This window comes from Pradoshia sp. Z3_51, from assembly GCF_058215915.1.
Genome location: NZ_JBZAJC010000011.1, coordinates 64000 through 77375, shown reverse-complemented (window position 1 = coordinate 77375; position 13376 = coordinate 64000). Strand labels below are relative to the sequence as shown.

Below are 13376 nucleotides of genomic sequence, written 5' to 3'. Positions count from 1 at the left end.
TACTTTTTATATGGTTTTAGCAGTTTATTAGGAGGATCTTGATGGATGAACTAAAAAAGGAAAGTCATCAATTGGAGAAAATAAGTCCGTTTGAGTTAAAAGATAAGCTCATTGATCTTGCAAAAGGAAAAATGAGAATCACTAGAACTATGCTGGATGCAGGACGGGGGAATCCTAATTGGATTGCAGCGACACCTCGAGAAGCGTTTTTTGCTTTAGGGCAATTCGCTGTTACAGAATCGAGGCAAGTATGGGATGATGGCAATTTAGCGGGGATGCCAAGTCGGATAGGAATTGCAGAACGTTTTAATAAATATGTTGAGGCCAATCGACAAATTCCAGGAATTCATTTGCTGAAAGAAATTATTCAATACGGTATCAAAAATAAACAGTTTGAGCCAGATACATGGGTCTATGAATTAGTAGATGGAATTATTGGTGATAATTACCCGATTCCGGATCGAATGCTTGTTAGAACTGAACAGGTTGTACATGATTTTTTAATTAAAGAGCTATGTAATGGTGATTCGTCGGCTGGTCCGTTTGATTTATTTGCTGTTGAAGGAGCAACGGCAGCGATGTGTTATATATTTGATACGTTATTTAAAAATTATTTGCTGCCCAAAGGATCTAAGATTGCGGTGATGGTTCCAATTTTTCCGCCTTATATAGAGATTCCAGAGCTTCCTAACAATGATTACGAACTTGTGAAAATTGAAGCAACCGAATTAAACAATGAAGGACAGCATACATGGCAATACCCTGATGAAGAAATAGAAAAATTAAAAGATACGGACATTAAAGCACTTTTTTTAGTAAATCCGAGCAATCCGCCTTCAGTTTCTTTGGAAAAGAAATCCACAGAAAAAATCATACAAATCGTGAAACAAGATAATCCAAATCTTATGATAATTTCAGATGATGTATATGGTACTTTTGTTGAAGGGTTCCGTTCCTTAATGGTGGATTTACCATTCAATACAATTGGGGTCTATTCATTTTCTAAATATTTTGGTGTGACAGGCTGGCGATTAGGGACGATTTCCATAAATCGATCCAATGTCTTTGATAAATTAGTCGATGATTTACCAGAAGAAACGAAGGAGGTTCTACATAAAAGATACGCTTCGCTTACACGGAATCCAGAAAGTCTTACGTTTATCGATCGAATAGTTGCAGATAGCAGAGCCGTTGCGATGAATCACACAGCTGGATTATCGACACCGCAACAAGTACAAATGGCTTTATTTTCAATTTTTGCAATGCTCGATACCAATAATGAATACAAGAAAAAAACTATGGACATTTTACACCGGAGGATGAATTTATTATACAAAGGTCTCGGTTTACCTAAGAAACATTTGCCTAATGATGCAGATTATTATACAGAAATCGATTTGGAAATCTGGTGTAATCATCACTTTGATAAAGGGTTCACCGATTACCTGAAAAAGAATTATAACCCGGTTGATATTTTATATCGCCTAGCAGAAAACTCATCGATTGTATTATTAAGCGGCGAAGGATTTTCAGCACCAGTATGGTCCATTCGTGTATCTCTTGCTAATCTAAATGATGAAGACTACTTACAAATTGGCCAAGAACTAAAAAATGTACTAGAAAATTATGTGATGGAATGGAAAAAGAAAATGGGCCATATTTAAATTTAAGTGCCTAATTCCAGAGATTTTACTAATGCTATTTAGGTATCATCAGACGGAATATAATTATTCCTGTATAATAATGGTCGAGGCTTTGCTACGAAATTTATGTAGCAAGGCTTTTTAAGTTATTTAATATTCTGTCATTTCATTGCTACTATTTATTATTGATAATAACCATATTTTACTCCTTTACCAGATTAAAATGTTGAAGTATAGTTGTACATGTTATTTACAATGTTAAAAGATGACTATATAATTAGAAATTATTGTAGAATAACTAAAATGTTAGAATAGGAGAGTAGTAATGGAACTATTAGGGATCTTGATTATAATAATAGGATTTGCACTAAAGTTAGATACCATTGCAGTAGTTGTTGTAGCAGGTATTTCGACTGGACTTGTGGCAAACATGAATATCGTAGATATACTTAATACACTTGGAGAAGCATTTGTATCAAATAGAGTAACTTGTTTATTTTTGATTACCATTCCTGTTATAGGGTTGAGTGAAAGATACGGATTAAAAGCCAAGGCAGTTATGCTTATTAAAAAAGCAAGCAGTTTATCAGTAGGAAAATTACTGAGTGGTTATACGTTTATAAGAGAAGTAACGATTGGTATGGGCGTAACACTTGGTGGACACCCACAATTTGTTAGACCTTTAGTAAGCCCAATGGCAGAAGGTGCAGCCGTTGCTAAATACGGAGATAAGGTCGACGAAAAAGATATTGAAAAAATAAAATCATACTCAGCAGCATCTGATAATATCGGTAATTTCTTTGCGCAAAATGTATTCATCGCAAATTCTGGTGTACTTTTAATTGCATCTACACTGGAAGGGCTAGGCATGCAGGTAGATACACTTGAAGTAGCGAAAGTTTCAGTACCAGTTGCCGTTATTGCATTCATATTCTGGACTGCTCAAAATTTATTATTCGATAGAAAAATGACGCAAAAATATTCTAGTAAAAATGGAGAAGGACGAGGTGAACAATAATGGATATAACACAAATCTCTAATCTTTTATTAGAACTCTTTTATATTATAATCGGTTTATTCATGGGAGTTACCATGGTATTTACTTTAAAGGATAAAAACCACAAAACAAGAATCGGTACAGCTATGTTTTGGGGAATACTAGCCGTAATTTTCATACTTGGAAACTATATTCCAAGTACGATAGTAGGTATTTTAGTAGTTGTTATCGCTGTATTATCGGCAACTAAGCAAATAAATATTGGAACGTTAAAACAATTAGATGAGACATTCGCTAACTTAAAAGCAGAAAAATTAGGCTTGAAAATTTTCATCCCATCACTGTCTATCGCAGTTATAGCCATGCTTGTGGCTCAATTTACAAGTTTCCCTGGAACGGTAGCGATTGGCATAGCATCAACAATAGCATTAGTATTAACGTTTATATTAACTAAAGCTACTTCTAAAGAGCTATTAGAGGATACAAATAGAATGTATCAATCAATTGGAGCATTTGCGATTCTGCCTCAATTATTAGCTTCATTAGGCGTATTATTTACGACAGCGGGTGTAGGCGATAAGATTGCATCGATTATTTCGAATGTGATCCCAACAGGTAATGCATTGGTAGGTGTAGCAACTTATTGTGTAGGTATGGCTTTATTTACAGCTATCATGGGTAATGCATTTGCCGCATTTGCTGTAATAACGGCTGGAATCGGTGTTCCGTTTGTATTTGCTATAGGCGGAGACCCCCTTATCTGTGGAACTCTGGCATTAACAGCTGGATACTGTGGAACATTAATTACACCTATGGCTGCAAACTTCAATATGTTACCAGCTGCATTGCTTGAACTAAAAGATAAGAATTCAGTCATAAAGGCACAAGCTCCAATCGCTTTAACATTATTAGTTGTTCATATATTTATGATGTATATTTGGGGATTTTAAGATAAAAAACTTACAATAGGAGAATAAATTATGAAAGTATTAATAACTGGATTTGATGCATTCGGAGGAGAGCCAGTAAACCCAGCTGAAGAAGCTGTTAAAATGGTAAACAACAAAATCGCAGGAGCAGAGGTTATTAAGGTCATTATACCGACAGTTCAAAATAAATCTGTTGAAGCAATAGAGAATGCAATAGAACAGCACAAGCCGGATATTGTCATATCAGTAGGGCAGGCAGGAGGAAGATTTGATATAACTCCTGAAAGAGTTGCTATTAACCTGGATGATTATAGAATTAAAGATAACGAAGGTAATCAACCAATTGATGCAGTTATCCAACCGGATGGTCAACCTGCTTATTTCTCAAACTTACCAGTAAAAGCTATGGTTAAACATATGAGTGAAAATGGAATCCCGGCAACGTTATCAAATACAGCCGGAACATTTGTATGTAACCATGTAATGTACGGAATTCTTTACATGATTGATAAGAAGTATCCAAATATAAAAGGTGGATTTATTCACATCCCTTATATGACTTCTCAAGTGATGGATAAGAAAAATACTCCGTTTATGTCGTTAAATGATATTGTAAAGGGCTTGGAACTGGCTATTGAAGCTTGTGTTATCTATGACGAAGATATAAAAGCAATTGGCGGAGAGATTTGTTAATGAGTCGGATCAATCTTTTTGTTTATGGAAGCTTACGGGAAGGGTTTTTCAATTATAATAAGTATTTAGCTAATAAGGTCATTGAGAAAAAAGAAGCCAAATTAGAAAATATGAAATTATATCATATGCCGTATAAAGGTTATCCTGCTATTACATTTGGTGAAGATGTAGTATGGGGAGAAATCATGGTCATAAAAGAAGATTGTTACGAGGATACAATGAAGGCAATGGATGAGATGGAGGGATACATTAGTGAAAATAATCCCGAAAATGAATACCATAAAGTAGTGCTGGAAGTAGAAAATCTTCATACCCATCATAAAGAAAAATGTTTTGTTTATTTCTATAACAAAGACAAAGATTCAATTTTTGAGAGTAGTACCATTTATATTCCGCATGGTGATTGGAAAGAATACATGATAAGTGGAAATTTACAAAAAGAGCTTTCTCCAAATAAGAATATTTTAATCGGGATGGCTAAAGAAGAAATGCGAGAAAGCTATGTTTATAGCTGAGCTTTCTAATGTAATCCGAGTATTAAACAGCTGTGTAAAAGCAGCTGTTTTTCTTTTTTTGTTTTTTGATCTGGAATTAAAGAATTTCACCTAACCCTATCTCTTGGTAAGGTGTTGAAAACTAGCATTTTTCATTAGGTCAGGAGGTATTATTGTCCTCCATAAATCCTTTATTTTTATGATATAAAATAACGGTGAGCAGGATAATACTGGCTGCTATCCAGATGGCTGTGTTCCCCATATGAATACTGGAATAGGTCCCAACTAATGCACCAAAAATAAAGGAGAGTATAATGGCGGAAAACCCTTTAAATTTTCTTTTTGATTCTGAATCACGATCTATAAAGGCGCCGTAAAAAGCTGAAGAGGCAGTTCGCAGATTTCCGGTTGTGATGGTTGAATTGTAGCTCCAATTTTCCAATTTGTTAAAGGTAGCGATTTGCAGGGAGGATACAAAGGCAATGCTCATAGTGACAATCATATTCGGTACACTTCCTGGTAACCAACCGACAATAAATAAAATGACACACTCCAGTATTAAAACTGCTCGTCTATGCATATCGTGTTTGTCTTTGATGTATTCGGCTGTTAACACGCCGGCAATAAAAGCTAAAAAAGGCGGTACATTCTGAATGGCTGCACCGTATTTTGTGCTGGCTGCTCTCACCGCAAATAAAACGGTATTTCCTGTTTGTGCAGTTGCAAAAACTCCGTCCCTTGTAACGTATGTATAAGCATCTAAAAACCCACCTACTAATGCCAGGATCATTCCCATAACTAAGGAATTAGCTGATAATGAAAGAAATTTTCTTATTCTATGTTCCATATATATCTCCTTACGACCAGCCCATTTTTAGCAAAAAGGAAGAGAACGTGGCTTTTATGAAAATGATTCCACATACCTACTTAGATTATTCAAAAAATCTTGAATGTCATTATCCGAAAAATAAGTGGATGAGGAAACGGATGCGATTTTTTTGCATTTTAGATGGACGGAGAAGCTAACTGCTACTAAAGAATGTAAATGATTTATTACGCACTATTAGACCGTTTGCTCGAGGAAGAGGGGAGATGAAATAGAGGGAGTTATCTTTGCAAAGAATGAAGAACCTCCATTAGTAACTAGAGGTTCTTCATTCTTTTTAGGCTTTAATTTTCTTTACATTCATTTCTTTTAGAGAAACAACTTTTGTTTTCTTACTATATTTATATCCAAACCACAAAATTAGAAATAGCGGAAGACTGATATAGGATACTAATAAACCGTACCAATCTATAGTACCGCCAAATAAGGCATCGGTATTTTGGCCAAGTATGATCAGGGTACATAGTGTGGCAGCAGCGAGCGGTGCGAACGGGAACCATTTTGCTTTATAAGGAAGATCATTTACATCATATCCCTGAGCCACATATGCTCTGCGAAAACGATAGTGGCTAATGGCGATGCCAAGCCAGGCAATAAACCCAGATAAACCGGCTGCATTAATGAGCCAGACATAAACCACACCATCTCCAAAAAATGAACTTAAAAATGCCAGACAGCCAACCAGGCCAGTAGCAATTAAGGCATTGATGGGTACACCTTTTTTGCTTAATTTTCCAAGGAATTTTGGAGCATGTCCTCTTTCTGCTAAGTTCCATAGCATTCGGGCTGCTGCATACATTCCTGAGTTACCTGCTGAAAGAATGGCGGTCAGGATGATTGCGTTCATAACAGATGCAGCAAAGGCAATGCCAGCGCGCTCAAATAGAAGAGTGAAAGGACTTTTTACGACACTATCGGTAGCAGCAAGGTCCGGAGTAGTATAGGGAATCACTAAACCGATGATTAAGATAGAAAGAATAAAGAAAATTAAAATCCTCCAAAAAACTGAATTTACAGCTTTAGGAATAGTTTTTGCTGGTTCCTTACTTTCTCCGGCCGTAATCCCAATAAGCTCTGTCCCTTGAAATGAAAAACCAACGACCATAAAGACTCCTAATATAGCCATGATTCCTCCATTAAAAGGTGCATCATCAACTGTGAAATTCTTGAATCCAATGGCTTCTCCGCCCATAATTCCAAATATCATCAAGACACCTGTACCAATAAAAACAATAATGGCAATTACTTTTATTAATGAGAACCAATATTCTGACTCTCCGAAGCTTTTAACAGAGAGAGCGTTTAGTAGAAAAATAATGAGAAGAAATAATCCACTCCATAATGCTGAAGGGCTATCAGGAAACCAAAACTTCATTATTAACACAATCGCTGATAGCTCTGCTGCAATCGTGACTGCCCAACTATACCAGTAATTCCAGCCAAGTGCGAAGCCAAAGGCAGGATCGACGAACTTTTCTCCATAGATACTGAATGATCCCGCAACGGGCATATGTGCGGCCATCTCTCCCAGACTTGTCATTAAAAAATATACCATTATACCAACAATTGCGAAGGCAACAAGGGCACCGCCAGGACCGGCAGCATGAACTGTATTTCCACTAGCCAGAAATAATCCCGTACCAATCGTTCCGCCGAGAGAAATCATTGTTAAATGCCTGGTTTTTAAATCTCTTTTTAATTTTCTTTTCTTTTTACGTTTATATATAGGTGATGCTTCTTTAATGGCAGGTTCCATTATTATGCCTCTTTCCTTCTTTATGTCATTTATTAATTAGTAGTGTTATATACCAATTTAGCAAGCAAGCTTAAACATTTTTGTTAACAATCTAATATTTTAGAAAAAACAGTAAATTTATAATTTGGGAATAATAAAAATAGCGTGGGCAATGAGAAAAGAGCCTCTCTTCTTTACAGAGAAAGGCTCTTTAAAACAGAGGGTAAGCTATTTATTTATGAGATTCGAGGTTTAGCGTTCCATCAATAATTTTATAAACTTTATCACAATAATCTATTAGTCTTGTATCGTGTGTGACCACAATGGTTGTTTTACCATGATTGGTAGTTGCATTTTTCAACATTTCCATTACCTCAAAGGCGCGGTCAGAATCAAGGGAGGCGGTTGGTTCATCAGCAAGAATGATACTAGGATCTGTATATAATGCTTTTGCTAATGCAACACGTTGGCGCTCACCACCCGATAAATCTGATGGGAAACTGGTAAGCAAATCCTCAATTCCAAGTGCCCTGTAAAGGCTTTGAATTTGAGTATTATCCATATTATCCTTCTTTACTTTATCAAGTAAATGCATTTGCTGATTTACTGTAAGAAAGGGTACAAGGTTAGAGGCTTGCAAAACAAAGCCTATTTCTTTTAAACGAATGGATGCTCGTTCTTTTTCCTTTAGGTTAGTCAGGTTTTGATCATTTACAATCACTTCACCGTTGCTTGGTGCTTGAAGACCGCCCGCAATGGTTAGAAAAGTACTTTTTCCAGAACCGGAAGGACCGATAACGGCAATTAATTCTCCTGAATCTGCCGAAAAGTTAGTAGTTTTTAATGCTTCGATTTCTGTACGGCCGGACATGAAAACTTTGTTGACCTCTTTTAATTCAAGTAATGCCATTATGTTAACCTCCTATCGCGTCTAAAGGATCGATTTTGACAATAGTCTGTACAGAGAATAGCGCTCCAAGTATAGATACAATAACCAGGACAGCAGCGTATATCAGCATATCCATATAGTTAAAGGCAACAGGAACAGCTGCTGGTAAGAAATATCCGGTTATAAGAGTTAGGGTGAAACCAACAATAACTCCTGCTAAGGATAGGATAAATGTTTGGGCAATCACTGATTTGGACAAATAGCTGTTGGAAATTCCCTGTGCTTTCATAACTCCGAAAATACTGATTTTTTGAATGGTTAATACATAAAGGAATATCGCCAGGATGACGGCAGATATGATAAATAGAAAATAGATCATAAAGGTTAATGTCAAGTTTTGTTCGGAATATCCGGGCATGTTTTCAATAAATGTTTGTGTTGAAACCACACTAAGTGAATCGTCGACAGCGACGCTTTCTAAGTTATCTGTACGAATGACATAACCATTAATTTGATCATCTTTTTGCTCTGCTGCATCACCAAAACGAACTTCCTGTATCGTTTCCAGTGATCCATACAATACTGGTGCAGCATTAAATTTTGCATCCTCAGTGAATCCGGTAATCGTAAGAGTGATGTCCGTAGAAGAAAGGCTCAATTCATCGCCAATTTTAAACCCTTCATCTTTGAGAGAATCATCGGCTATTACATCACCCATTTTACTAAAAGCCTTCCCTTCACTTACATCAGGCATAATAAATTCATCTTCATTGATACCGAAAAGTGAGACATTTGTTTTTATATCATCTGTTTTTGCGATGGAGTTTACTTGAGACAAAATGGCGTATTCATCTGTACCGTCCCCCTCAAAATCGCCGATTGCCAAAGTTGATTGCGGGAGATTTATATCTGATTCATCCGTCAGTATGACTCCATCTGCCTCCCATTTATCAACGGCTTCTTTATTTAGGTTTTCAAGCCCATTAGCTAATCCGGATAAAAAGAATACTAGGTAGGAAACGAGTGTTAAAACACCGACAATTAATAAAAAGCGAAGTTTATTATTCTTTATTTCATTCCAGGCTAAAAACATGTACCCCATCCTCACATTATTTGTATTTAGAATATAATTAATATATAGATAATGTATAAGAAAAATATAATAATAGCAAATAATTGAATTTGAGGTAAATTTAATTATGAAAAGAAAAATGCCCCAACAGGAATTGGGGCATGAAGTAAGTATTTAATTTTTATAATCATTAATCTGACTCATGATGTTCAGCCAGTCTTTGTCAAACGGAGATACATCCCAGCGAGGTTCTTGTTTTTTGCTTTCTTTAATTCCTAAACCGCCGATGATGAATTTTAACTTTGGATTTTGCTTATAAAGAATATCTATATATTTTTGGGCCTTCAGTTCGTGTTCATCACTGGAGATAGAAATGGCCACTATCTCAATATCTTTTTCCTTAATCAACTCATCCAACCCATCAAGTGGTGTATCGGCGCCTATATAATAGACTGGATAATGCTGCTCTTTTAAAAAGAGAGTAAAGAGGATTAATCCAAGTTGATGATGCTCTCCTTCCGGACAAATGGCAATCACTTTGGGTAGAATGGGGGATGAATGGAAAATCGTAAAAAAATTAATGGCACGCTGAAGCACAATATTACTGATCATATGCTCCTTAATAACAGACAACTCTCCCTTTTCCCAAGCATCTCCAACTTTATACATAAGTGGGACGACAATTGAATAAAAGACCGTTTTATAATGAAATTGAGAAAAATATAAATCAAAGAGCTGATTGCATCTCTCGGAATCAAAATGTAGCGTTGCTTCAAATAATTCATTAATTTGCGCTTCAAATGAATGATTAATCGTGTTGTCGATTAATTGCTCCTTTTCAATTTCACCTTTGTGGATTTTCAGAAGCTGAACTGCCTGGCTGACGCTCATCTTATGATCCTGAACCTGTTTTTTGAGCCATTTTAAATCATTTACATTTTCTTCTGTATATACTCTATGACCCGATTCAGTACGTTTCGGAGTAATAGCATGATAACGGGTTTCCCATGATCGAATAGTAACAGTTGGCATATCTAATAATTTAGAAACAGCATTAATCTTATACATAAAATAACCTTTCTTTTACAAGTACTATAAATTCTCTATATTTTAACTGTATATTAAGTTTATAAAAGAATGCAATTCCTGGGTTACTATTTAGTTTTGGATTTTGTTAGGTTTAGGAAAAAAGAGTTACTTTAGTGGGGTAGTTTTTTTAAATGGAAGAGTTATGGATTGAGGTAATTCAATATTATAATAGAGGTAGTGTTGAAATTAATAGAAAACATACAAAGATAGTTCAGCCATTCCTTTATAACATAATCCCTGAACATTTTTTTAAGAGATGAACTACCAATAATATATGCACTCTAAAAAGAAAATTATGATTTGTGGATGATTTTAAGGAATATTAAAAAAAGTAGGCATTTCATACATAAAAGAGAACCCAGTCAAGAGACTGGGTTTCTTCAGTTTTAATATAATTTAAGGCAGTCTAGTTTCTTGGTTCTTTAGGCGATTTTGTTGATCCGGTTTACGGCCTTTATCAATTGCGTTTTCTGGCTTCTTCTGACTGTTTTGAACTTTTCTTTCGAGTTCTAGTAATCCTTCAGTGTTATTTTTGTCTGTCATATTGTCGCCTCCTAACGTGTTGGTTATATTTTTCATTCCTGTATTCTTGAGCTGAAAACATCTTTATCCAGCTAGCGTATTTAATATTTTGCTGATTATCCCTATAGATTTAAGTGAATTTATAGGATAACAGTTAGCAGATTTTAAAATAAAAAAATATATGTACATATTTTCCAGTAGGGGTTAAACTATATTCAGAATATTTTAATCTTTCGATCAAATCACCGTTTCATATCTTTATCTATAAGAAAAATAGGGGGCATGTGTAATGAAAAAGAAGAAACTAGCTGGTATTATTCTTTCATTATCATTAGGTATGGGTGTTTTGGCCGGCTGCGGTGGAGAGAAATCAGGCGGCGGAGAAAAAGGAGATACGATTAAAATTGGAGCCAACCTTGAGTTAACTGGCGGTGGGGCGTCCTATGGTCAATCCATTGTGGAAGGGATGGATCTGGCACTTGAAGAAATAAACAAAGAAGGTGTCGGTGGCAAAAAACTGAAAATAGTAAAATATGATAACAAGTCAGATGCAGCAGAAGCAACGACCGGAGCAATCAAGCTTGCCAGCCAGGATAAGGTGGATGTCATGATTGGTGCGGCGACAAGTACAAATACATTGGCGCAGGTCCAGGTTGCCAATGATAACAAAGTTCCATTAATTACACCTACAGGGACGAACGAAACGATTACTTCGAAGGATGGCAAGGTTAATGAATATGTTTTTAGAACGTGTTTCATTGATCCGTTCCAGGGAACAGTTGCAGCGAATTTTGCTCAGCAGGAATTAGATGCAAAAACAGCTGCTATCTATATTGATAGCTCCAGTGACTATTCCAAGGGGCTAGCTGCAGCATTTAAAGATGCATTTACAAAAGCAGGCGGTCAAATTGTAGCAGAAGAAGCATTCCTGCAAAAAGATACCGATTTCCAATCAACATTGACAAGAATCAAAAAAGCAAATCCGGACTTTGTTTTTGTTCCAGCATTCTATGAAGAAGTTGGATTAATTTTAAAACAAGCACGTGAGTCAGGAATTGAAGTTCCAGTTATGGGAGGAGACGGTTGGGATTCTCCTAAGTTACTAGAAATTGCCGGTAAGGAAGCGCTGAATAATACCTTTATCACGAACCATTATTCTGCTGGAGATCCGGACAAAAAAATCCAGGATTTTGTATCGGCATTTAAAAAGAAATATAAAGATAAATCACCGGACGCCTTTGCAGCACTTGGTTATGACACAGCCTACTTCATTGCAGATTCGATAAAACGCGCAGGAGATGACGCAACACCTGAAAAAATTAAAGATGCACTTGCTGAAACAAAAGATTTACAGCTTGTATCGGGGAATTTAACGATGGATAAAAATCATAATCCGGTTAAATCTGCGGCCATTTTAAAATATGAAAATGGTGAGCAAGTTTTTGAAACAAAGGTAAATCCATAAGAATGAGGAATAGGAAGCTTTGTGATAAAGCTTCCTATTTTTGAAATAATGACCGAGGGGAGTCTAAGGTTATGGAATTTATTCAGCAACTTGTAAATGGGATATCACTTGGCAGTATTTACGCGTTAATAGCGCTCGGTTATACGATGGTGTATGGAATTGTAAAATTGATTAATTTTGCACATGGCGATGTATTTATGGTTGGAGCCTTCATCGGCTTTTATGCGATTACGTTTATGGAATTATCTTTTTTTCCCGCACTGCTTCTTGCCATGGTTGCCTGTGCTATCTTTGGAGTTTTGATTGAACGGATTGCGTACAAGCCTCTGCGTAATGCGACTCGTATTGCGGCACTCATTACGGCCATTGGGGTTTCCTTATTAATCGAAAACGGGATGATCCAAATCAGGGGAGCGCAGCCTGAAGCATATCCAAATAATGTTCTGCCAGCAGATTCAATAGATATCTTTGGTGTTACGATAAAAAGTCAATCGCTGATGATTTTGGGTGTTTCACTCTTCTTGATGATCGTTCTGCAATTTGTTGTTCATAAAACTAAAATTGGCCGGGCGATGCGTGCAGTTTCATTTGATGCAGATGCTGCTAAATTAATGGGAATCAGCGTAAACAATACAATTTCTGCTACGTTCGCAATCGGATCAGCACTTGCGGGAGCAGCGGGTGTTATATTTGGGACCTACTATACAAAAATAGAGCCATTAATGGGAGTAATGCCGGGACTTAAGGCTTTCGTCGCCGCGGTCCTTGGAGGGATTGGCATTATTCCAGGTGCCATGGTAGGCGGTCTGTTGCTTGGTGTAGTAGAGGGGTTGGTAAGTGCCTCCGGTTTATCCTTATGGAGGGATGCAGCTGCATTTGTTGTCCTCATCTTGATATTAATTTTTATGCCGCAGGGCTTGTTCGGAAAAAACAGAAGAGAAAAAGTGTAAGGGAGACATGGC

Annotated in this window: 13 protein-coding genes; 7 read left to right on the top strand and 6 right to left on the bottom strand. The window is 36.5% G+C overall.

All coding sequences use genetic code 11. The features are described 5' to 3' along the window. The first annotated feature begins 41 nt into the window (after nucleotides 1-41). From aspD to AC4BHA_RS16025, 5 genes are all read left to right on the top strand, one after another. Entirely contained in the window at nucleotides 42-1664 is a 1623-nt protein-coding gene (aspD, locus tag AC4BHA_RS16045) for an aspartate 4-decarboxylase (RefSeq protein ID WP_490552300.1), read from the top strand. Between the two features lie 304 nt (nucleotides 1665-1968). Further along, nucleotides 1969-2661: a DUF969 domain-containing protein gene (locus AC4BHA_RS16040; RefSeq protein WP_066102823.1), complete on the top strand. Its 693-nt coding sequence runs from the start codon at nucleotides 1969-1971 to the stop codon at nucleotides 2659-2661. After that, complete coding sequence (locus AC4BHA_RS16035) at nucleotides 2661-3590, top strand: DUF979 domain-containing protein (protein WP_066102819.1); 930 nt, start codon at nucleotides 2661-2663, stop codon at nucleotides 3588-3590. Before AC4BHA_RS16040 ends, AC4BHA_RS16035 begins: the two co-directional genes overlap by 1 nt. A gap of 30 nt (nucleotides 3591-3620) precedes the next feature. Further along, nucleotides 3621-4262: a pyroglutamyl-peptidase I gene (gene pcp, locus AC4BHA_RS16030; RefSeq protein ID WP_066102816.1), complete on the top strand. Its 642-nt coding sequence runs from the start codon at nucleotides 3621-3623 to the stop codon at nucleotides 4260-4262. Next, nucleotides 4262-4777: a gamma-glutamylcyclotransferase family protein gene (locus AC4BHA_RS16025; protein ID WP_490558912.1), complete on the top strand. Its 516-nt coding sequence runs from the start codon at nucleotides 4262-4264 to the stop codon at nucleotides 4775-4777. The genes pcp and AC4BHA_RS16025 overlap by 1 nt, the downstream gene beginning before the upstream one ends. Before the next feature lie 139 nt (nucleotides 4778-4916). On the opposite strand, the gene AC4BHA_RS16020 is transcribed toward AC4BHA_RS16025, so the two are convergent. The 6 genes from AC4BHA_RS16020 to AC4BHA_RS15995 all read right to left on the bottom strand — a co-directional run bounded on the left by AC4BHA_RS16020 (nucleotide 4917) and on the right by AC4BHA_RS15995 (nucleotide 10970). Next, nucleotides 4917-5603 carry a YoaK family protein gene (locus AC4BHA_RS16020; protein WP_066102813.1) on the bottom strand — a complete coding sequence of 229 codons (687 nt, stop codon included), beginning with the start codon at nucleotides 5601-5603 and terminating at the stop codon, nucleotides 4917-4919. 316 nt (nucleotides 5604-5919) lie between these two features. Then, nucleotides 5920-7398 carry an amino acid permease gene (locus tag AC4BHA_RS16015; RefSeq protein WP_490558911.1) on the bottom strand — a complete coding sequence of 493 codons (1479 nt, stop codon included), beginning with the start codon at nucleotides 7396-7398 and terminating at the stop codon, nucleotides 5920-5922. 211 nt (nucleotides 7399-7609) lie between these two features. Continuing rightward, a complete protein-coding gene (locus tag AC4BHA_RS16010) occupies nucleotides 7610-8287 on the bottom strand; it encodes an ABC transporter ATP-binding protein (RefSeq protein WP_066102807.1) in 678 nt (225 codons plus the stop codon). 4 nt (nucleotides 8288-8291) lie between these two features. Next, complete coding sequence (locus tag AC4BHA_RS16005; protein ID WP_140462307.1) at nucleotides 8292-9359, bottom strand: ABC transporter permease; 1068 nt, start codon at nucleotides 9357-9359, stop codon at nucleotides 8292-8294. Nucleotides 9360-9512: 153 nt separating this feature from the next. Next, nucleotides 9513-10406, bottom strand: coding sequence for a MerR family transcriptional regulator (locus tag AC4BHA_RS16000; protein WP_140462308.1), 894 nt, complete (start codon nucleotides 10404-10406; stop codon nucleotides 9513-9515). Nucleotides 10407-10823: 417 nt separating this feature from the next. After that, nucleotides 10824-10970, bottom strand: coding sequence for a hypothetical protein (locus AC4BHA_RS15995; RefSeq protein WP_490558910.1), 147 nt, complete (start codon nucleotides 10968-10970; stop codon nucleotides 10824-10826). A 268-nt stretch (nucleotides 10971-11238) separates the two neighbouring features. On the opposite strand from AC4BHA_RS15995, the gene AC4BHA_RS15990 reads away from it, so the two are divergent. Both AC4BHA_RS15990 and AC4BHA_RS15985 read left to right on the top strand, forming a co-directional pair. Next, nucleotides 11239-12414, top strand: coding sequence for an ABC transporter substrate-binding protein (locus AC4BHA_RS15990; RefSeq protein ID WP_066102797.1), 1176 nt, complete (start codon nucleotides 11239-11241; stop codon nucleotides 12412-12414). Nucleotides 12415-12485: 71 nt separating this feature from the next. After that, complete coding sequence (locus AC4BHA_RS15985) at nucleotides 12486-13364, top strand: branched-chain amino acid ABC transporter permease (RefSeq protein WP_066102795.1); 879 nt, start codon at nucleotides 12486-12488, stop codon at nucleotides 13362-13364. Nucleotides 13365-13376 lie beyond the last annotated feature (12 nt).